The following is a 19418-nucleotide window of genomic DNA, read 5'->3' on the forward strand; positions in this document are numbered from 1 at the left end:
CCGCACCACCATGTCCGCGTCCACCCCCCTGCCCCTGCCCGACGACGATGCCCCGGCCCTGCCAGACTGGCCGGAACGGGCCAGTGTCGTGCTGCGGGACGAGGGCGCAACCGACGCACTGGCCACCCGGTTGGCCAAGGCGCTGTCACCCGGCCAGACGCTCCTGCTGTCCGGCCATCTTGGTGCCGGGAAGACCCATCTGGCGCGCGCAATGATCCGGGCTCGCCTTGGCCTGCCCGACACGCCCGTTCCCAGCCCGACCTTCACGCTGGTCCAGACCTACACCGCACCGGATGCGGAGATCTGGCATGCCGACCTCTACCGGCTCGGTGATCCCGGCGAATTGACGGAGCTGGGGCTGGAGGAGGCGATGGGCCACGCCATCTGCCTGATCGAGTGGCCCGACCGCCTTGCCCCCGATTGGCCGCAAGACGCCGCGATGCTGCACCTGCACCGCCAATTCGATGAAACGCGCATCGCGCGCCTTTTGTCCCCCGCCGACACGCCCCTCGCGCAGGCCATCGCCGAATGACGGTAGCGGCATTTCTGGACGCGGCCGGGTGGGGCGAGGCGCAGGCACGTCCCCTCGCCGCCGATGCGTCCGCACGGACATATTCCCGGCTGAGCAAGGCGGGCGAAACAGCGGTCTTGATGGATGCGCCGGTCGATACGGCCCAGGACCGCGCCAGCTTCGCCGCGTTTCGCACCATCGGCGCGCACCTTCGCGGCCTTGGCCTGTCGGCCCCCCGAGAATATGCGGCGGACGCGGAGAATGGCCTGATCCTGATGGAGGATCTGGGCGACCTGACCCTGTCGCACCTTCTGGCCACCGACGCCGACCGCGCGCGCCTTGCCTATGGTGTGACCGTGGACATGCTGCCGATTCTCAAGGCATTGCCGCCCCCCGGCCTGTCCGCGCCCGATGCGCGCGCCATGGCTGCGATGGCGCGGATCACCTTCGACCGGCTGCACGCAAGCGACGCCTTGCGCGACGGGCTTCTGACGGCGCTGGCCGACGCACTGGCCACCCATGCCCATGGCCCGCCGATCCTGTCCTTGCGCGACGTGCATGGCGACAACCTTCTATGGTTGGCAGACCGCACCGGACCCGCCCGCATCGGCCTTCTGGATTTCCAGGACGCGGTGCTGCTGCCGGACGGGTATGACCTCGCCTCGCTGCTCGACGATCCGCGCCGCGTTGTGCCGGAGGATTGGCGGCGCAATCTTATAGAACAATTAGGGCACGATCCCCGCCGCATCGACATCCTGTCGCTTGCCCGCAACCTGCGCATCCTCGGGATCTTCCGCCGTCTCTCGACCGAGCTTGGCAAGCCCCAATACGCCGCGTTCCTGCCACGCACCCGCACGTTGATCGCCCGCGCGGCGGAGCCGTTTCCGACGATCGCACCGTCGGTCGCCGACCTGTTGGACCGGACCAAAGACTGGACCGCCACATGACCCTGCCCTGCCTGATCCTTGCCGCCGGGTTCGGCACACGCATGGGCGCGTTGACGGCGGAACGTCCGAAACCGCTGATCGAAGTGGCGGGGCGCACCCTGCTGGACCACGCCCTCGCGCAGGCGGAGGCCGTTTGTTCACCCGTTGCGGTGAACGCCCATTACCGGGCCGACCAGATCACCACCCACCTTGCCGGACGCGACGTGCGGGTGATGGTGGAGGCACCGGACATTCTGGACTCCGGCGGCGCGGTGAAACGCGCGGCCAGCGTGTTCGGCGGCGTCCCTATGGCCACGCTCAACGCCGACACTGTCTGGCGCGGGGGGAAACCGCTGGCGCAACTTTCGGATGCTTTCGATCCCGGCCGCATGGATGCGCTCCTCCTGCTCATTCCGCGCGACCGCGCCACAGGACGGATCGGCGGCGGTGATTTCGCGATGGACGCGCAAGGTCGCCTGACGTTCGACAAATCCGCCGACAGCCTTGTCTATACCGGCGCGCAGATTCTGAACCCCGCCCGCGCCCTGGCCGAGTCGCGGGATATATTCAGCCTGCGCGATATCTGGGCCGCGATGCAGGCGGAGGGGCGGTTGTTCGGCCTGCTCTATCCCGGCCAATGGGCCGATGTGGGCCACCCCGATGGGATCGCTGCCGCCGAGAAGATGCTGGGGGATGGCGATGTTTGAGACCCTGCCCACGCCACATGTCTTTGCCACGCCCCTCGGCGTCGATTTCTGCGCCGCCCTGATCGACGGGCTGGACGCGCAGTTGAACGGCCAGCCGCCCCACGCCCTAGCGCGGGTGGAGGTGCATGTGGCCAACGCGCGGATGCAGCGCCGCCTGCAAACGCTCTACGCGCAACGCGGCCCCGGCCTTTTGCCGCGCATCCGCCCGATCCTGTCGCTGTCGGAAACCGCTGATCTGGACGGCGTGCCGCCGGCCATGACGCCGCTCGCCCTGCGCTTCCAATTGGCGCAACTGATCGCCAAGCTGATCGACGCCAATCCCGATCTCGCCCCCCGCGCGGCGCTTTATGACCTGTCCGACAGCCTTGCCGATTTCATGGGCGAGATGGTGGAGGAAGGCGTTCCCCCGCAGGAGATTGCGGCGCTCGACATGGGCGATCATTCCGATCACTGGACCCGTGCGCGCGATTTCCTTGGCATTGCCCACGACCTGATCACTGGCGATTTCCGCCCGATCCCGGAGGCGCGACAGGCGCAGGTGGTCGATGCCCTGATCGCGGAGTGGCGGCATAATCCGCCCGACCATCCCGTGATCGTCGCAGGCTCCACCGGATCGCGCCGCGCGACCTTTCGGTTGATGGAGGCGGTGGCGGCCCTGCCGCAAGGCGCGGTGATCCTGCCGGGGATCGACCGGGACATGCCGCGCGCGCTGTGGCAGGGCCTGCTTGACGGGCGGCGCGACGGCCTGGCGGGGGAGGATCATCCGCAATTCCGCCTTGCCCGCCTGCTCGACACGATGGGTATGGACCCGGATCAGGTGCCGCTTTGGGGCGATCGGCAACCGGCCAATCCCGCGCGCAACCGCGTCGTCTCCCTCGCGCTGCGACCCGCGCCAGTGACGGATCAATGGCGCAAGGAGGGGCCGAAGCTGCAGGATGTCGCGGGCGCGATGGCGGGCATCACGTTGGTGGAGGCTCCCAATCCGCAGATGGAGGCGACGACCATCGCGCTGCGCCTGCGCCGGGCGGTGGAGGACGGGCAGCGCGCGGCCCTTGTCACGCCCGACCGGCGCTTGGCGCGCAAGGTCACGGCACAACTGGATCGCTGGCGCATCGTGCCCGATGACAGTGCCGGGCAGGTCCTGTCACAAACCGCGCCGGGCCGGTTCATGGCGCAGGTGGCCGAAGCCATGACGGGGCCGGTGACGGCGGAAGGGCTCGTGGCGCTCCTGAAACATCCGCTCTGCCACACCGGCGCGGATCGCAGCGCGCATATTCTGCGGACCCGCGATCTGGAATTGCAGCTTCTGCGCCGCGGCCTCGCCTTTCCCAATCGTGCGGCACTTGTGGACTGGGCGGAAAAGGCCAATGGCGATCCCGGGCGCCTCGCCTGGGTGGATTGGCTGTCGGACACGCTTTTCGTAAACCCCGCCACGGCACCGCGCCCCATGCCCGACCGCGTCGCGGCCCATATCGCACGGGCAGAGGCTCTGGCCGCAGGGACCGGGACGGACGGCAGCGGGGAGCTGTATGACAAGGATTCGGGCAAGGCGATGCTGCGCCTGCTGGACGAATTGCGGGCCGATGCGCCGTCCGGCGGGGCAATGTCCGCGCGCGATTACGCGGATTTCTTCCAATCGCTGGCCGCCGACCGCGAGGTTCGTTTCGCCCTGCGCCCCCATGCCGACATCCTGATCTGGGGCACGCAGGAGGCGCGCGTTCAGGGCGCGGATTTGACGATCCTTGCGGGCCTGAACGAGGGGACATGGCCGCAAGCGGCGGAGGCTGATCCATGGCTGAACCGGCCCCTGCGCGCTGAGGTCGGTTTGCGCCTGCCGGACCGGGTGATCGGATTGAGCGCCCATGATTTCCAGCAGGGCATCGCGGCGGGCGAGGTCTGGCTCTGCCGGGCCAAGCGCGATGACGAGACCGATACCGTCCCCTCCCGCTGGCTGAACCGCCTGACGAACCTTCTGGGCGGCGCGAGCGCACACGCGGCGCAGGCGCTGGACAACATGCGCGACCGGGGCGCCGACTGGGTGCGCATGGCGCAGGCGCTGACACAACCCGCCCCGGACAAGCGCATCGCCCCCGCCCCGCGCCCTGCCCCGGCGCCGCAGAACGCCCCCCGGCTGACCCGCCTGTCGGTGACGGAGATCGAGCGGCTGATCCGCGACCCCTACGCGATCTACGCGCGCCATATGCTGCGCCTGTCCGCGCTCGACCCGCTGCGCACCGCGCCAGATGCTCGGCTGCGCGGCAACGTGATCCACGACGTGTTGGATGCCTTCGTCGACCAAACCCGCGGCGGCCTGCCCGAAGCGGCCGACCACCTGTTCCTCGCCGTGGCCGACGCCACCTTGCAAGACGCCGCGCCGTGGCCCGCCGCGCGGCGGTTCTGGCGGCAACGGCTGGTCGGTGTGATGCCCTGGTATCTGGCGCAAGAGGCTGAATTGCGCGCCCTGGCCGCGCCGTGGCTGTTGGAGCGGAAGGAGCGTTGGGATGTGCCGGGCCTCGATCTGGAATTGACCGGCAAGGTAGACCGGATCGACAAACTGCCCGACGGGCGGGTGGCGATTTACGATTACAAGACCGGCAAGGTGCCGACCGATGGCGAGGCCAAGCATTTCAACAAACAATTGCTGCTGGAAGCGCTGATGGCGCGTGGGGGCGCATTCGCGGACCGCGCGCTGGAGGTCGCGCGGCTTGCCTATATCGGCCTCGGCACCAATCCGGATATCCGTGACGAGCCCGTCGATGCCGCCGCGATCGAGGAGGTCGCGAATGGCCTCGTCACGCTGATTACCCATTACCGCCAGCGTTTGGTCGGCTTCCCCTCGCGCCGGGCGGTGACGGACACGCGGTTCGATGGCGATTTCGATCACCTCGCGCGGCTTGGCGAGTGGGATGAAACGGACGACCCCGTCGTGATTCCCGTGGGGACGCGCCCATGATCGACGACGCCACCCTCGCCCAGAATCGCGCCGCCGATCCCGGCACCTCCACCTGGCTGGGGGCCAATGCGGGCTCCGGCAAGACGCGGGTTCTGACCGACCGGGTGGCGCGCCTTTTGCTCGACGGGGTGCGGCCCGAACGCATCCTGTGCCTGACCTACACCAAGGCCGCCGCGATGGAGATGCAGAACCGCCTGTTCTCCCGCCTGGGCGCGTGGGCGATGAAGGACGACGGCGATCTGCGGCGCACCCTGACGGAGATCGGGGTGCCGGACGGCCGCCTGTCCGACGATCTTCTGAACCAGGCCCGCACGCTGTTCGCCCGCGCAATCGAGGCGCCGGGGGGCCTCAAGATCCAGACCATCCATTCCTTCTGCTCCTCCGTCCTGCGGCGGTTCCCGCTGGAGGCGCGTGTCAGCCCCGCCGTCACGGAAATCGACGAGCGCGTACAGACGCGGCTTCTGACCGACCTTCTGGACGACATGGCCGAGACGGAAGAGGGGCGCGATGCCATCGACCTGGTCGCACCTTACCTGTCCAGCGATGACAGCGCCGTGGCGCTCGCCCGCGCGGTGGCGGGACAGGCAGAGGCGCTGACACCGCCGCAGGATTGGACGGCGATCTGCGGCGCGCTTGGCATCGACCCGGACCTGACGGAGCACGACATCCTCGCGACTGTCTTCACGGGCGGAGAGGCCGATCTGGCGCAGATCATCCGCACCCATCTTGATCCCGACACCAAGACCCATGTGAGCTTTGGCCGGGCGCTTGAGCGCATCGACTGGGCCGCCCCCACGCTCGACATGCTCAGCACGTTGGAGCGGCTCTTCCTCTATCAATCCGGCGCGAAGGAACACCAGCCCCGGATCGACGCCATCGCCAATGCCGGCGTGCGCAAAGCCATCGGCGACGCGATGGAGGCGGTGAACGATTTCGCACAACGCATCGCGGAGGCCCGCCCCCTGCGCACCGGGCTTCTGACCGCGCGAAGGACCCACGCGCTCCATGGCTTTGCCGCCAGCTTCCTGCCCGCCTACGCCAGCGCCAAGGAGGCGCGGGGATGGCTCGACTTCGACGACCTGATCGACAAGACCCGCCACCTTCTGTCCGACCCGCGCGTGGCGCAATGGGTTCTGTTCCGCCTCGACGGTGGGATCGACCACATTCTTGTAGATGAAGCGCAGGACACCTCGCCCCGCCAATGGGAGATCGTGAAGCAACTGGCCGAGGATTTCGCGGCGGGTGAAGGCGCGCGGGCAGATGTGCAGCGGACGATTTTCGTGGTCGGCGACAAGAAGCAGTCGATCTATTCCTTCCAGGGCGCGGACCCGGCGGAATTCGACCGGATGCGCGCCCATTTCCGCGACCGGCTAGGGGCCATCGGCGCGCCGTTCGACCCCGACGCCGCGCTTGTCCATTCCTTCCGGTCCGCGCCGCCGATACTTGAGCTGGTGGATGCCGTGGCACGTGGCCTTGGCGCGCCGGGTCTGGGTGACAACGTCGAACATCGGGCGTTTTTCGGCACCAAGCCCGGGCGCGTGGACCTCTGGCCGCACATCCCCGCCACGAAAAGCGCCGAGAAACCGGCCTGGGACGACCCGCAGGATATCGTGTCGGAGGATCATCACCGTGCCGTCCTCGCCAAGGAATTGGCATTGCAGATCAAGGAGATGGTGGACAACCCGGTGGAGATCGAGGTCGACGGCAAACGTCGCGCGATGCGGGCGGGCGATATCCTGATCCTCGTCCGGTCTCGCTCACCGCTGTTTCACAAGATCATTGCGGAGTTGAAGGCGAAGGATTTGCCGGTGGCGGGCGTGGACCGCTCGCAACTGACCTCTCCGCTGGCGGTCAAGGACCTGCTGGCTCTCTGCCGGTTCCTTGCGACGCAGGAAGATGACCTGTCGCTGGCCTCCATCCTGCGCTCGCCACTCTGCGGGCTGGACGAGGCGCAGCTTTACGATCTGGCCCATAACAGGCGGGACGGGGCGTATCTTTGGCCCGCCCTCGTCGACCGCGCCGATGAGTTTCCGCAGGTCCATGGGATGCTGAAGGACCTTCGGGACCAGGCCGACTTCCTGCGCCCCTACGATCTTCTGGAACGTGCGCTGACCCGCCACGATGGCCGCCGCCGCCTGATCGCCCGCCTGGGCCCGGAGGCGGAGGATGCCATCGACGCGATGCTGGCGCAGGCCCTGTCCTATGAGGCGAGCGAGGTGCCGTCGCTCACCGGGTTTGTGGGCTGGCTGGAATCGGGCGACGTGCAGGTCAAACGCGATCTCAGCCAGGCGGAGGGGCAGATCCGGGTGATGACGGTCCACGGTGCCAAGGGCCTTGAAGCGCCGGTGGTGATCCTGCCTGATTGTGCGCAGCCGTCTGGGCGCGCCCCGAATGTGAAGCTGCTTCACGCCGAGAATGGCCCGCTCCTGTGGTCGCCCCAAAAAGGGGACGCGGCCGATATCGCCCGCGCGGCGGACGAGGCCCGAAAGGCGCGGGAGGTGGAAGAGGCGAACCGGCTTCTCTACGTCGCGCTGACCCGGGCGGAATCGTGGCTCATCATCGCGGCGTCAGGTGGGTTGGGGGACGACAAGAAACCCGCATCGTCCTGGTACAAGGTCGTCGATGCGGCCCTGGAAGAGATGGCGACCGAACCGCTTGGAATCGGCGGGATCGAGGGCACCGGAAAGCGCGTGCAGAGCGGCGACTGGCCCCATGCGCCCGCGGATCAATCCGACGGGGCGCAGGCGGTCGATCTGCCCCATTGGGCGTCGCAAATCGTCCCTTCCCCCAAGAAAGACAAACCGGCGCGGACGCCGTCGGATCTGGGCGGGGCCAAGGCGCTGCCCGGTGCGGGGGATGAAACCGCCATCGCCATGCGCCGGGGCAGTATCGTGCATCTGCTGCTGGAGCATCTGCCGCGCCTGCCGGAACCCGCATGGCCCGCCGCCGCGCCGGGCATCGCTGCGCTCCACGCCGCCGATGTGGGCGAGGGGGAGCTGGCCGCCCATCTGGAGGAAGCGGCGCGGGTTCTGACCGACCCGGCCCTTGCCCCGATCTTCGCGCGCGATTCTCTGGCGGAGGTGGAGATCACCGGCCACTCCGACACGTTGGGGGCGGAGATGTTCGGGATCATCGACCGGCTGATCATCACGGACGACACCGTGCGCGCCGTCGATTTCAAGACCAACACGACATTTCCGACACGGCCCGAGGAAACTCCCGAAAGCCTTCTGCGGCAGATGGGGGCCTATGCGGAGCTTCTCAAACCCATCTATCCAAACCATAAAATCGAAGTGGCGATCCTGTGGTCGCGCGCCCCGTCGCTCATGGTGCTACCACACGATCTCGTGTCTGCGGCCTTGCAACGCGCAAGGGGTGCTTGACGCACCGGGGGGCGGTCCATAGGTTCAGTCTTCGAAATTCATTCCGCCAGGAGGGCATTATGGCCACCAAAGCTGTCACCGACGCCGATTTTGACGCCCAGGTCAAACAATCCGACATCCCCGTTGTCGTCGATTTCTGGGCCGAATGGTGTGGCCCGTGCAAACAGATCGGCCCGGCCCTGGAAGAGCTGTCGGACGAATACGATGGCCGCGTGAAGATCGTGAAGGTCAATGTGGACGAGAACCCCAACGCCCCGATGCAACTGGGCGTGCGCGGCATTCCAGCGCTTTTCATGTTCAAGGACGGCGAAGTGATCTCCAACAAGGTCGGCGCGGCACCGAAGGCGGCCTTGCAGAAATGGATCGACGAGGCCGTCTGAATCCGGCACGGATCGACCCCCGAAAGGCGCCTAAGGGCGCCTTTTTCTTTGGAATTCCCGAACCTTTTCATCCGCGACAAATTGACCAAAAGTCATTCCTTCCTATACCTTAGAGCGTAGGGAAACGAGGAGACGACCGGATGGCCACGAACGATCGCACCTTGCGAGACATCGGCGCGGACAAATCACTGCTGCTGGTGGATGATGACGAACCGTTCCTGCGCCGCTTGGAACGCGCCATGGAAAAGCGTGGCTTCGAGGTGGAGGCCGCGTCATCGGTCGCGGCGGGATCCGCCATCGCCATCGCACGGCCGCCCGCCTATGCGGTCGTCGATCTGCGGCTGGAGGATGGCAACGGCCTCGACGTCGTGGAAACCCTGCGCGAGAAGCGCCCAGACAGCCGGATTGTCGTACTGACCGGGTATGGCGCGATCGCCACGGCGGTGGCAGCGGTGAAGATGGGGGCCACCGATTACCTGTCCAAACCTGCCGACGCCAATGACATCACCTCCGCCCTGCTTGCGGGCGAGGAGGAGATGCCGCCACCCCCCGAAAACCCGATGAGCGCCGATCGCGTGCGGTGGGAGCATATTCAGCGGGTCTACGAGCTGTGCGACCGCAACGTCTCCGAAACCGCGCGGCGGCTGAACATGCATCGCCGGACGCTGCAACGCATCCTCGCCAAACGCTCGCCCAGGTGAGGGCGCTTCTTGCCCTTCCGCTGGTCATTGCAGGCTGCGTCGGTGGGCAGGGCGCGCCGGACGCGCCCCGTGGCCCCGTGGTTCCGATCCTGTTCGATGGCGGCGGGATCGAGGCGGTCGGCACCGGGCAACGCATTGATTTCGGACGCGATCAGGCCGGGGTGATCCAGACCATGACGCGCCTGCAAGGGGGTGCGCCGACTCTCCTGCCGTGTGATGTGGCCGCCCTAACCGCCGCGCGTTGGCCTGGCGGACCGCTTCTGGTGTTCCGCAACGGCGCATTTGCCGGCTGGTCCATCCCGGATGCCGCGCAATCGGCCAATGGGCAAAGCAGATTTGGGCAGACCTGCGCGCCATTGGCGATCAATTAGCCCCGCCGCCGGTCCTTTCGCTTGTCGACCGACAGGCCCCTGAGCGGCGAGGACACGCCCGCAAGAAGAAATCCCAGCAAGTTGCCAAGCCACCCGCGTTTGCGCGTCGGCGCCGCCTCAGGCGTGTCATCCTCGTCGTCCCACATGCCGTCAGGCGCATGGTTGATGACCGTGCCGTTCGCGATGGCCTGCAGAAGCGCCTTCGCCTCCTCCGCATCGGCGTCGGGGACCAGAACCTCCATCGGGCCGAGGGCCAAGCTGGCATAGGGGATCGTCTCGGACGTCTGCATTCCGGGTGTGATGACCGTGAAACCCGCCCCCTCCAGCGCCGTCTTGGCCATGCGGATTTCGGTGGGCTCGAATGACGCCGCAACGCGGGTGAACCCCTTGAACCGAGACATCTTTGGGCTCACTTTCCGCCGTCAGGCCGTTCCAACGATGCACTTCGCATCGCTTTTCAGCCAAGTCACGAAGGTCTGCGCCCGGCGGCTGAGCGGGCCGGGCAGATGCAGCAGGTGATAGGCCATCACACTGTCCTGCTCCTGCGCCAGAACTTCAAGCCGCCCATCGGCGATATCGGTTTCCACCAGTGCGAGAGGTTGCGCCGACACGCCCGCCCCCGCACGACACGCGGGCAGGATCAGGTTGTTGGACGCAAGCTCCGTCGCGCGGAGCGCATCGCGGTCGATGCCAAGGCGCGTCAGGCGCTTGTTGAACTCGCTGTGTGACGTGTCGAGCAGCCACGGCAGCGTCGCCACCCACGCCCATGCCTCCTGCGTCGTGGGATCAACGGGCCGGGGGGTGAAGCGGCCCGGCTGGCCGACCACGACCATGGTGGCCTGTGTCAGGACATGCCCCTCCAGCCCCGGCCACGGACCCGCGCCATGGCGGATCGCGAGGTCGATCCCATCGCGGCGGAGGTCCACCATGTCCTGGGATGTCTGCACGCTGAGCGGGATATCGGGATGGGCGGACCAGAAGGCGGCCAAGCACGGCATCAGCCAGTTCTCGGCGAAACTGGGCGTGGTGGTTAGCGTGACGGGTCGATCCTCCCGCCCCTGTTTGAGCGCCCGGACCCCCACCGCGATTTCCGCGAACCCGTTGCCCAGGTCGCGGGCCAGCTCCGCCCCGGCCCGGGTCGGCACCATGCCCCGCCCGGACCGGCGCAGGAGCGGTTGGCCGAATTCCCCCTCCAACGCGCGCACATGGGCCGCGATGGCGGCATGGGTGACGTTGAGCGTGCGCGCAGCCTCCGACAGGGAGCCGAGCCTTGCGGCGGCCTCAAACGCGCGGAGCGCCGAGAGGGAGGGGATGTCGCGCCAGTCCATATGTCACCTTGGCTTACATGTTGCCAGTATTGCGGATTCGGCACGGGACGCGCAAGGGCGTAGATATGTCCCATCACAGATGATGGAGACGAAGATGTTCAATATCCTTGCAAGAACCCTGCGCACGGCAACCCGTACAGGCAGAGACTGGAACGCGCCGGCCCGCTGGGTTGACCACGATCCCCGCACCCGCGCCCAGAAGGAACGCGACGCCGCCGAGCGTCGGCGAATGCTGCGCCTGACGGGGCTGATGTAATTCTGGCTAACGAAGATCGAGGCGCTTGAGAACCTTGTCGACGATCGTGCCGTCGGCCATCTCATAGCCCTCGATCCGGCCATAATCCTCGAACCCGCGGGATTGGTAATACGCCAGCCCACTTTCGTTATCGGCGCGGATATTGGCGTTGATCCAGCCATAGCCGAGATCCCTGGCCACCGCGCGTGTCGCCTCGAACAATTTCGACCCGATCCCGAGCCCCTGTTTGCCGGGCTTGGCGAAGGTGGCGATTTCCGCGGCCTCCGGCGGCAGGTAGTCGCCCCCCGGCGCGATGTATTGGAAGCCCAGGATCTCCCCTTCCTCCGTTTCTGCCACGTGCCAAGCCCCGTTCGGGCGGTCCATCCAAGCCAGGATGTCGTCGCGCGTGATCGTCCCGGTCAGCGCCGTGGTGCCGCCGATGGCGATGATCTCGTTCAGCAGGGCCGCGACTTCACCGGCGTCCAAGGCGTGGGCGGGTCGAACCTTTATCATAGGGCCTCCAGAAGTGCGGCGTGGCGGGCGGTGAAATCGGCCCGGACCTGCGCAGGCGGGCGGAGGTGCAGGGTGAGCCCGTCGGTCATGGCGGGGTCGGGTTTGCCGAAAAAGCGGTCCGCCTCACTTTGAGTGAAACCGGCCAGCTGCGTCGCCTCCAACCACGCGGAGATCTTGTCGGCCCGCTTGATCGTGGCCTTGACGGTCTTGGGCAGCGCGGCGGGCAGTCCGAAGCGCAGGTGGATTGCGGCGGCCAGCCTGTCATCGAGCGCGCCATAGCCCGGCCCAACCGCAGCCTTCACGGGAGAAATCATGTCCCCGATCACATATTCCGGCGCATCGTGAAGCAGCGCGGCCAGCCGCCATTTCACCGGCGCATTGGGCGCGAGGCGGGCGTGGATATCGGTGACGAGGATCGAATGCTCCGCCACCGAATAGGCATAATCGCCCTTGGTCTGCCCGTTCCAGCGCGCTACGAAGGCCAGGCCATGGGCGATGTCGTCAATCTCAATATCCATGGGCGTGGGATCCAGCAGGTCGAGCCTGCGCCCCGATAACATCCTTTGCCAAGCCCGCGCCGCCATCGGCCCCTCCTGTTCGCACGGACAATCAATGCCGTGGGAGGGGGAGCGCCGCAAGCGGGGTCAGGATTCCCTGACTACCGCAGGTCCCGCCCATGCCGTAATCTCGAACCTATTAGACCTTCGGGTTCGGGGGCATTTCTCATCGCTCCGGCCCGCATCGCCCCGTATTTTCGGGGCGCCCCATTCCCCAAACTCCGCGAGGTCCGCCATGCCACGCACCATCCCCCTTGCGGTTTTCACCGCATCCTGCCTGTTCGCCCAAACCCTCGCGCCCGCACCGGCGCGCGCCGATGGCCCGGATTGCACCGACGATATCTGTGCGCGTTGGGCCGAACCCACCGGCACGGTGTGCCGCATCGCCGGAACCAGCGCAATCAACGGCGGCAACCGCCTCGAAGGGCAGTTCCGGATAACGCGGGATCTCCTGGATATCGGAACGACCTTCGACCGGGAACGGCCCGATGGCTGTTTCATCGCAAGCCGTCCCTACGCGCTTCAGGGCTTCGTGCTGTTCATGGGAAACCATTCGGTGGACCGGCTGCGGGTGGAACAAAGCCCTGGCCAATATGTGGGCGCGATCCGTGACGGCGATGGGCGCGATCTGGCCTCGGGCGTGATCTGGGCGACGCCGCTGCCCCGGACCACGCCCATCCGCATCGCGGAATTCGACAATTGCGCCTTTTCCTGCCGCTTCGATCTGTCCAGCGCGTCAGACGGCCCGCTGCCGCAGGGCACGCCGGTGATCCTGGGGTTCAACCTGAACCGGGATGGCGGCGATGGCGGGCATCTGCGCGAGATGATGATCGATGTCGGCCCGGGCCCGACGCTTGAGGTGCGCTATGGTGAGCCCGACTGGAGCTTTTCCGGCCGCGTGCAGATCGGCTGGATCGACGAGACGATCCTTGCGGCCGCGGACCAGGAGGTGTCCTTCGACTATCGCGGGCATGATGGTGAGGAGCGGCCGACACCACCGGGCCGCATCCATCCCGACCTTCTGGCGCAGGCCGCATTCCCGCAATTCGACCATGCCCTTCAGGCATTCCACATGCGGTTCGGCAATGGCGGCCATTTCCTGGGCTATATCGGGATCGAACGCGACGGCGACGTTTACGAGGCCTGGGCGCAGGACCAGCAGCCCGAGGCCGACTTTCGCTATCCGGACGACCCGTTCACGATGTCCATTCGCTACGCCTCGATCCTGCCCTATACCGAGGCAATCGAAGGCCCGATTGACTTCGGACCGATCATGATCGTGGAGTGATCCTTCCGGAAAACCTTTAGGAGAACCGCCGCTGTTCAGGTTAGTCTGGCGGTGCGACCTTGATTTGAACGGAGGCATTTAAGCATGGGTAAAGATGGAAAAGGTGGCGGCGACGGCCCACCTCAGACCCCCACGACCACACCACCGCCGGGCGCGGGCGGACCGAAGGGGCCGAACACCCAAACCGGCCCGGACAGTGGCAAAGGCTCTGGCGGAAAATAAGCCCCCGGGCATGACCTGAAATTTGACGAGGCGTTCCTGCCGGGGCGCCTCGTTTTTTCGTTTTGACGATTGGTTCGGGAAGGTCGCATTGCCCGGAACGGACCTGCCTGCTATGGCACCGCCAACACTGATCTGGATGCGCCCGAGGAGGCAGGAATATGGACGACTATATCGTCAAGGATATCGCGCTGGCGGAGTTCGGCCGCAAGGAGCTGGACATCGCCGAGACGGAGATGCCGGGCCTGATGGCGCTGCGCGAGGAATACGGGACGGAGAAGCCGTTGAAGGGCGCGCGGATCGTGGGTTCGCTTCACATGACGATCCAGACGGCGGTTTTGATCGAGACGCTGGTGGATTTGGGTGCGGATGTCCGGTGGGCGTCTTGCAACATCTTCTCTACCCAGGATCACGCGGCGGCCGCGATTGCCAAGGCGGGCGTGCCGGTTTTCGCGATCAAGGGGCAGAGCCTGGAGGAGCATTGGGATTACCTCGACCGGTCGTTCATGTTCCCCGACGGGCCGAACCTGATCCTTGACGATGGCGGCGACGCGACGCTCTACATTCTGTTCGGCGCGCGGATGGAAGCGGGCGAGGACGTGATTGCCGTGCCGACCTCGGAAGAGGAAGAGGTCATCAAGGCGCAGATCAAGAAACGCATGGAAGCCAGCCCCGGCTGGTTCACCAAGATGCGCGATCAGATCAAGGGCGTGTCGGAGGAGACGACGACCGGCGTGCATCGTCTGTATGACCTGCAAAAGAATGGCCAGCTGCCCTTCCCCGCGATCAACGTGAACGACTCCGTGACCAAGTCGAAGTTCGACAACAAGTACGGCTGCAAGGAGTCGCTGGTCGACGGCATCCGCCGCGCCACAGACACGATGATGGCGGGCAAGGTTGCCGTCGTCATGGGGTATGGCGATGTGGGCAAGGGCTCCGCCGCGTCGCTGGCCGGTGCGGGTGCGCGCGTGAAGGTGACCGAGGCCGATCCGATCTGCGCGCTTCAGGCCGCGATGGACGGGTTCGAGGTTGTGTTGCTGGAGGATGTGGTGGCTGACGCGGACATCTTCATCACCACCACCGGCAACAAGGACGTCATCCGCATCGAGCACATGCGCGAGATGAAGGACATGGCGATTGTCGGCAACATTGGCCACTTCGACAACGAGATCCAGGTCGCCGCCCTGAAGAACCACAAGTGGACCAACATCAAGGAACAGGTGGACATGATCGAGATGCCCTCGGGCAATCGTCTGATCCTGCTGTCTGAGGGCCGTCTGCTAAACCTCGGCAATGCCACCGGCCATCCCTCTTTCGTGATGTCGGCGTCCTTCACCAACCAGGTGCTGGCACAGATGGAGTTGTGGATGCGCGGGGATGAATACGAAAACAAGGTCTACATCCTGCCCAAGAAGCTCGACGAGAAGGTCGCGCGCCTGCATCTGGCGAAGATCGGCGTGAAGCTGACACAACTGGACAAGGAACAGGCCGATTACATCGGTGTGCCCCAGGACGGGCCGTTCAAGCCGGAGCACTACCGCTACTGAGCGGAGTAGGCGATTCAAGGCGATGGGGCGGCTTTCTGAGCGGGAAGCCGCCCCTTTCTGTTTGCAGGTGAAAGCATCGGGAACCGGGCCGTGTTCTGGCGCGTTCTATTTTCTTACGCGCTCCGCAACTATTTGATTATTTGGCATTTTTTGATGTTTGGCGGGAACCGGGCCTGTCCGTGCGGGTTGGAAGGGCACACGCCGAGCATATTGGCGACCCCACACAGTCACAGGAGATATCCATGACCTTCAAGACCACATTGCTGAGCACCGTTGCCGCCCTGACCCTCGCCGCACCGGCCATCGCCGACAACCACTCCGTCGCGGCGGATGCCGAAACGGATGTCGAGGTCGAAACCCCGGTTGTCGACGCCGAAGCGGACGTCGATGCAGAGGCCGACGCCGATATGGACACCGATATGGACGCGGACGCCGAGGCGGAAGCCGACGCGGAAGGTGAAACGGAACTCGCCACCGAAGCGCTGGTCACGGACCGCGACGTGCGCGACACCTCTGCCTTCGCAGGCATGAGCGTCGAGAACATCGTCGGCATGGACGTGCATTCCACCGCCGGTGAGGAAGAAACCGATGTGGGCGAGATCGACTACGTGATCGCAGCCGACGAAGGCTACGAGGCCGTGATCGGCATCGGCGGTATCCTCGGTCTGGGCGAATACACCGTGGCCCTGCCCCTGGGCGCCTTCTCCATCGACGCGGAGAACGAGAACCGCCTGATCCTCGATGGCTTTACCCTTGAGGAGTTGGAAGCCATGCCCGAGATCGACGAGAGCGAGCTGGAAGCTCTGCCCGGCGAATACGTGATCGGGTAAGCGACGCTTACGCCAAATCGCGGCCCGGATGTTTCGCGGCATCCGGGCCGTTTTCGTGTGTAAGGCATGGGAATCGTGCGCCGCCGTGTGCGCACGTGGTCGGAGCCTGCAATCGGCCCGACCAGGACCGACCCCTGCATCCCTGCATCCTCGATTGGTGATTTCCGTAAAGGAGACGCGGCGCCGCGTCGTGCGGCGATCGCTGATGCGCCGGGTTCACCCCGACACACCCGGAAAAGTGCGCGTATCCGAGCCTGACATCCTGCACCCGATATTCCCTGTTCGGGAGGGGGTGGTCTTGGGACCTCTGGCAGAGATCGTCATCGTCTACATGCTGACCGGGTGTTAGGCGGCCCGCACGGGTTAACCGCCTGAACGTATCCTATGGCAGGGTTTCGAAATCCCTAACGGAATCGAGAAAATGCGACCAACGGTACGTCGATTTTGCGACAGACGGGCGGTGCGGCGGCCTGAGAGGCTCAGCCACCGGGACAGGGAGGATATCCGATGGCTGGATTGGATCAGGCGCAAATCGCGAGATACAGGGCCGACGGGGTACTGCACCCGGTGCCTGTGATGGACGGAGCGGCGGCGCTGGACCTCAGGCAGCGTGTCGAGGCGCTGGAGGCCCAACACAGGCACGGCGCGGGCGGGCGCGACCTGACGCAGTATTTCCGGGTGAATGGACAACTCGTGATCCCGCTTCTGGCCGAAATCGCGCGTCTTCCTGCGATCCTCGACAAAGTTGAGACGATCCTGGGGCCGGATCTGCTCGTCTGGTCGGTGGAGTTGTTCATCAAGGAACCGGGCGACGGCACCATCGTATCGTGGCACCAGGACCTGACCTACTGGGGGATGGGCGAGACCGACGAGGAAGTGACGGCGTGGCTTGCGCTGAGCGACGTGTCGGTGGACGCCGGGTGTATGCGTTTCATTCCGGGCAGCCATGTGGGCGGACTTGTCCCCCATGGCGACACCTTCGATGCGGCCAACCTGCTGAGCCGCGGGCAGGAGATCGGAGGCGTGGATGAGACGATGGCGATACCGGGGCCGTTGAAACCGGGAGAGATGTCGCTGCATCACGGGCGGTGTTTCCACGCCTCGGCGCCCAACCGATCCGACGACCGGCGCATCGGATGCGCGATCCGCTACGTGACGCCGGAGGTGCGGCTGGGGTTGAACCGCGACTACGCGATGCTGGTGCGCGGGCAGGATCAGGCGCAAGGATGGATCAACGTCGCGGGCCCACGCGGTTTGTTCGACGTTCGCGACCTGGCGCTTTACGAGGAGGTTCTGGCGGCGCAAGCGGCAACGCTCGCCGCGGGGGCGGAGGGGAACGTGGCGATGTATCAGGGGACCAATCCATGAGCGATACGATCAAATTCACCCAGATGAAGGACGGCACGCGCGAGGAATACGAGCTTCTGGAGCGCCTGGAAAAACCGTTTCTGGCCCTTACGGCCGACCGCGTGCTTGAGGAGTTGCGTCGGCAGGAGCATATCTCGCTGGAAGGATACCGGATCACGCGGATGGAACATGCCCTGCAATCGGCCACCCGGGCGGAGCGGGATGGCGCCGATATCGACTGGATCGTCGGCGCCCTTCTGCACGATATCGGCGATGGCCTCGCGCCGCAGAACCACGACCGCATGTCGGCCGAGGTCATCCGACCCTTCGTGCGCTGGGACGTGGCGTGGGTGGTGGAGCATCACGGGATTTTCCAGATGCTTTATTACGCGCATCACTACAATTGGGACCGCAATGCGCGTGACCGGTTCAGGGATCATCCCTGCTTCGACAGCTGCGCGACATTTTGCGAGCGGTGGGATCAATCCAGCTTCGATCCCGATTACGATAGCCAGCCGCTCGCCCATTTCGAGCCGATGCTGCGCCGCGTGTTCGCGCGGAAGGCCCACGCGCCTGACGTCGTGCGGGAAGGCGAAATCTCGCCGCTTGTTGCAGCATAGGCGCAGGGGAGCGCCGGGTTCTTTTTCCCTGCAACTTTTCCTTTCACCATTCCGGGGGGCGCGGTTAACGTGCGCGGCAGGCTGGGGCGGCCATCGCCCCGGTGAGACATGACCGGGACCAACAATTGGGGGGATAGTACCTATGGGAAAACGTGACGACCTGATCGCGCAATATGCCGATGATCTGCGCAACAAGTGCGGGATGGAGCCCGATATGGCTCTGCTGACGAAAGTGACGATCGGCTGCGGCCCGTCCATCTACGATTCCGACGCCTCCACCGTGGCGGCGAGCCAGCCGGGGGAGCTGGAGACGGTAAAGAACAATTTCCTGGTGAAGAAACTGGGCCTGCCCGATGGTCCGAACCTGATGGAAGCGATCAATTCCGTGATCGAGACCTATGGCAAATCCGAGCGCAACAAGTACCGCGCCGTTGTCTATTACATGCTGACCAAGCATTTCGGTAAGGAGAGCGTCTACGGCTGAGCCGGGCGCAATCGGAGACAAGGGCCTGCCCGAGATCCGGGCGGGCCTTTTTCATTTCGGGGGGCAAGACGTGCTGGAACTGAGACCGAATTGCGAATGGTGCGACCGCGATCTGCCGCCTGACACGGCGGAGGCACGGATCTGTTCGTATGAATGCACCTATTGCGCGGATTGCGTGCGGAATGTGCTGCACGATGTCTGCCCGACCTGCGGTGGCGGGTTTCAACCCCGTCCGATCCGGCCCAGACATGCGCATCGTGAGGGGAAGACCCTGGGCCTTGGGCACCAGCCCGCCAGCACCACACGGGTGCATTCCAAATGGACGCGGGCGCAGGTCGACGAGATGGTGGACAAGTTGAAGGCTGTCCCGCCGGAGGAGCGATAGAGATTAGCTCAAATACGGCAGGTATTTCATTTGCTCAACGCACTCCGCCTGACCTAAAGACAATTCGTCCGGCCAGCACGGCGGACCCGAATTCAGTTACACGAGCGGAGCGAGGCCGCGCGTGGGTGGATGG

Annotated in this window: 20 protein-coding genes; 16 read left to right on the plus strand and 4 right to left on the minus strand. The window is 65.5% G+C overall.

What is annotated here, in order from left to right; translation table 11 throughout:
- Nucleotides 1–10 precede the first annotated feature (10 nt).
- From tsaE to KUW62_RS15445, 8 genes are all read left to right on the plus strand, one after another.
- Nucleotides 11–532: a tRNA (adenosine(37)-N6)-threonylcarbamoyltransferase complex ATPase subunit type 1 TsaE gene (gene tsaE, locus KUW62_RS15410; RefSeq protein WP_224816346.1), complete on the plus strand. Its 522-nt coding sequence runs from the start codon at nucleotides 11–13 to the stop codon at nucleotides 530–532.
- Nucleotides 529–1458, plus strand: a complete 930-nt coding sequence (locus KUW62_RS15415) for an aminoglycoside phosphotransferase family protein (protein WP_224816347.1) — start codon at nucleotides 529–531, stop codon at nucleotides 1456–1458. The genes tsaE and KUW62_RS15415 overlap by 4 nt, the downstream gene beginning before the upstream one ends.
- Nucleotides 1455–2144 carry a nucleotidyltransferase family protein gene (locus tag KUW62_RS15420; protein ID WP_224816348.1) on the plus strand — a complete coding sequence of 230 codons (690 nt, stop codon included), beginning with the start codon at nucleotides 1455–1457 and terminating at the stop codon, nucleotides 2142–2144. The genes KUW62_RS15415 and KUW62_RS15420 overlap by 4 nt, the downstream gene beginning before the upstream one ends.
- Nucleotides 2137–5097, plus strand: a complete 2961-nt coding sequence (gene addB, locus KUW62_RS15425) for a double-strand break repair protein AddB (protein WP_224816349.1) — start codon at nucleotides 2137–2139, stop codon at nucleotides 5095–5097. Before KUW62_RS15420 ends, addB begins: the two co-directional genes overlap by 8 nt.
- Nucleotides 5094–8480 carry a double-strand break repair helicase AddA gene (addA, locus tag KUW62_RS15430; RefSeq protein ID WP_224816350.1) on the plus strand — a complete coding sequence of 1129 codons (3387 nt, stop codon included), beginning with the start codon at nucleotides 5094–5096 and terminating at the stop codon, nucleotides 8478–8480. Before addB ends, addA begins: the two co-directional genes overlap by 4 nt.
- Before the next feature lie 59 nt (nucleotides 8481–8539).
- On the plus strand, nucleotides 8540–8860 hold the full coding sequence (gene trxA / locus KUW62_RS15435) for a thioredoxin (RefSeq protein WP_224816351.1): 321 nt from the start codon (nucleotides 8540–8542) through the stop codon (nucleotides 8858–8860).
- Nucleotides 8861–9000: 140 nt separating this feature from the next.
- A complete protein-coding gene (locus KUW62_RS15440; protein ID WP_224816352.1) occupies nucleotides 9001–9561 on the plus strand; it encodes an ActR/PrrA/RegA family redox response regulator transcription factor in 561 nt (186 codons plus the stop codon).
- Nucleotides 9558–9932 (plus strand): hypothetical protein, encoded by a 375-nt coding sequence (locus KUW62_RS15445; RefSeq protein ID WP_224816353.1) that lies wholly within the window; start codon nucleotides 9558–9560, stop codon nucleotides 9930–9932. Before KUW62_RS15440 ends, KUW62_RS15445 begins: the two co-directional genes overlap by 4 nt.
- Here KUW62_RS15445 and KUW62_RS15450 read toward each other — a convergent pair.
- The gene (locus KUW62_RS15450) at nucleotides 9929–10333 is read right to left on the minus strand and encodes a putative signal transducing protein (protein WP_224816354.1); all 405 of its coding nucleotides are present in this window, start codon (nucleotides 10331–10333) and stop codon (nucleotides 9929–9931) included. The genes KUW62_RS15445 and KUW62_RS15450 overlap by 4 nt on opposite strands.
- A gap of 21 nt (nucleotides 10334–10354) precedes the next feature.
- The gene (locus KUW62_RS15455; RefSeq protein ID WP_224816355.1) at nucleotides 10355–11260 is read right to left on the minus strand and encodes a LysR family transcriptional regulator; all 906 of its coding nucleotides are present in this window, start codon (nucleotides 11258–11260) and stop codon (nucleotides 10355–10357) included.
- Between the two features lie 79 nt (nucleotides 11261–11339).
- On the opposite strand from KUW62_RS15455, the gene KUW62_RS15460 reads away from it, so the two are divergent.
- The gene (locus KUW62_RS15460; RefSeq protein WP_224816356.1) at nucleotides 11340–11516 is read left to right on the plus strand and encodes a hypothetical protein; all 177 of its coding nucleotides are present in this window, start codon (nucleotides 11340–11342) and stop codon (nucleotides 11514–11516) included.
- 6 nt (nucleotides 11517–11522) lie between these two features.
- On the opposite strand, the gene KUW62_RS15465 is transcribed toward KUW62_RS15460, so the two are convergent.
- Both KUW62_RS15465 and KUW62_RS15470 read right to left on the minus strand, forming a co-directional pair.
- Entirely contained in the window at nucleotides 11523–12008 is a 486-nt protein-coding gene (locus tag KUW62_RS15465; protein WP_224816357.1) for a GNAT family N-acetyltransferase, read from the minus strand.
- Nucleotides 12005–12592, minus strand: coding sequence for an HD domain-containing protein (locus KUW62_RS15470; protein ID WP_224816358.1), 588 nt, complete (start codon nucleotides 12590–12592; stop codon nucleotides 12005–12007). The genes KUW62_RS15465 and KUW62_RS15470 overlap by 4 nt, the downstream gene beginning before the upstream one ends.
- 208 nt (nucleotides 12593–12800) lie before the next feature.
- Here KUW62_RS15470 and KUW62_RS15475 point away from each other — a divergent pair, with 208 nt between their 5' ends.
- The 7 genes from KUW62_RS15475 (at nucleotide 12801) to KUW62_RS15505 (ending at nucleotide 19285) form a co-directional block, all read left to right on the plus strand.
- Nucleotides 12801–13853, plus strand: coding sequence for a hypothetical protein (locus KUW62_RS15475; protein ID WP_224816359.1), 1053 nt, complete (start codon nucleotides 12801–12803; stop codon nucleotides 13851–13853).
- Between the two features lie 380 nt (nucleotides 13854–14233).
- A complete protein-coding gene (ahcY, locus tag KUW62_RS15480; RefSeq protein WP_224816360.1) occupies nucleotides 14234–15619 on the plus strand; it encodes an adenosylhomocysteinase in 1386 nt (461 codons plus the stop codon).
- Nucleotides 15620–15861: 242 nt separating this feature from the next.
- Nucleotides 15862–16449, plus strand: a complete 588-nt coding sequence (locus KUW62_RS15485; RefSeq protein ID WP_224816361.1) for a hypothetical protein — start codon at nucleotides 15862–15864, stop codon at nucleotides 16447–16449.
- Between the two features lie 507 nt (nucleotides 16450–16956).
- Nucleotides 16957–17817 (plus strand): phytanoyl-CoA dioxygenase family protein, encoded by an 861-nt coding sequence (locus tag KUW62_RS15490; protein WP_224816362.1) that lies wholly within the window; start codon nucleotides 16957–16959, stop codon nucleotides 17815–17817.
- Nucleotides 17814–18416 (plus strand): HD domain-containing protein, encoded by a 603-nt coding sequence (locus tag KUW62_RS15495; protein ID WP_224816363.1) that lies wholly within the window; start codon nucleotides 17814–17816, stop codon nucleotides 18414–18416. The genes KUW62_RS15490 and KUW62_RS15495 overlap by 4 nt, the downstream gene beginning before the upstream one ends.
- Before the next feature lie 142 nt (nucleotides 18417–18558).
- A complete protein-coding gene (locus tag KUW62_RS15500) occupies nucleotides 18559–18900 on the plus strand; it encodes a DUF2853 family protein (RefSeq protein WP_224816364.1) in 342 nt (113 codons plus the stop codon).
- Nucleotides 18901–18970: 70 nt separating this feature from the next.
- Nucleotides 18971–19285: a DUF1272 domain-containing protein gene (locus KUW62_RS15505; protein WP_224816365.1), complete on the plus strand. Its 315-nt coding sequence runs from the start codon at nucleotides 18971–18973 to the stop codon at nucleotides 19283–19285.
- Nucleotides 19286–19418 lie beyond the last annotated feature (133 nt).

This window comes from Hasllibacter sp. MH4015 (genome assembly GCF_020177575.1).
Classification (GTDB): domain Bacteria; phylum Pseudomonadota; class Alphaproteobacteria; order Rhodobacterales; family Rhodobacteraceae; genus Gymnodinialimonas.

Bases quoted from the DNA above. Each gene is read 5' to 3' on its own strand.
- addB (WP_224816349.1), top strand. From the start codon at position 2,137: ATGTTTGAGACCCTGCCCACGCCACATGTCTTTGCCACGCCCCTCGGC.
- KUW62_RS15465 (WP_224816357.1), bottom strand. From the start codon at position 12,008: ATGATAAAGGTTCGACCCGCCCACGCCTTGGACGCCGGTGAAGTCGCG.
- KUW62_RS15420 (WP_224816348.1), top strand. From the start codon at position 1,455: ATGACCCTGCCCTGCCTGATCCTTGCCGCCGGGTTCGGCACACGCATG.
- KUW62_RS15440 (WP_224816352.1), top strand. From the start codon at position 9,001: ATGGCCACGAACGATCGCACCTTGCGAGACATCGGCGCGGACAAATCA.
- KUW62_RS15495 (WP_224816363.1), top strand. From the start codon at position 17,814: ATGAGCGATACGATCAAATTCACCCAGATGAAGGACGGCACGCGCGAG.
- KUW62_RS15450 (WP_224816354.1), bottom strand. From the start codon at position 10,333: ATGTCTCGGTTCAAGGGGTTCACCCGCGTTGCGGCGTCATTCGAGCCC.
- KUW62_RS15490 (WP_224816362.1), top strand. From the start codon at position 16,957: ATGGCTGGATTGGATCAGGCGCAAATCGCGAGATACAGGGCCGACGGG.
- KUW62_RS15500 (WP_224816364.1), top strand. From the start codon at position 18,559: ATGGGAAAACGTGACGACCTGATCGCGCAATATGCCGATGATCTGCGC.
- trxA (WP_224816351.1), top strand. From the start codon at position 8,540: ATGGCCACCAAAGCTGTCACCGACGCCGATTTTGACGCCCAGGTCAAA.
- tsaE (WP_224816346.1), top strand. From the start codon at position 11: ATGTCCGCGTCCACCCCCCTGCCCCTGCCCGACGACGATGCCCCGGCC.
- KUW62_RS15415 (WP_224816347.1), top strand. From the start codon at position 529: ATGACGGTAGCGGCATTTCTGGACGCGGCCGGGTGGGGCGAGGCGCAG.
- KUW62_RS15470 (WP_224816358.1), bottom strand. From the start codon at position 12,592: ATGGCGGCGCGGGCTTGGCAAAGGATGTTATCGGGGCGCAGGCTCGAC.
- KUW62_RS15485 (WP_224816361.1), top strand. From the start codon at position 15,862: ATGACCTTCAAGACCACATTGCTGAGCACCGTTGCCGCCCTGACCCTC.
- KUW62_RS15460 (WP_224816356.1), top strand. From the start codon at position 11,340: ATGATGGAGACGAAGATGTTCAATATCCTTGCAAGAACCCTGCGCACG.
- KUW62_RS15475 (WP_224816359.1), top strand. From the start codon at position 12,801: ATGCCACGCACCATCCCCCTTGCGGTTTTCACCGCATCCTGCCTGTTC.
- addA (WP_224816350.1), top strand. From the start codon at position 5,094: ATGATCGACGACGCCACCCTCGCCCAGAATCGCGCCGCCGATCCCGGC.
- ahcY (WP_224816360.1), top strand. From the start codon at position 14,234: ATGGACGACTATATCGTCAAGGATATCGCGCTGGCGGAGTTCGGCCGC.
- KUW62_RS15455 (WP_224816355.1), bottom strand. From the start codon at position 11,260: ATGGACTGGCGCGACATCCCCTCCCTCTCGGCGCTCCGCGCGTTTGAG.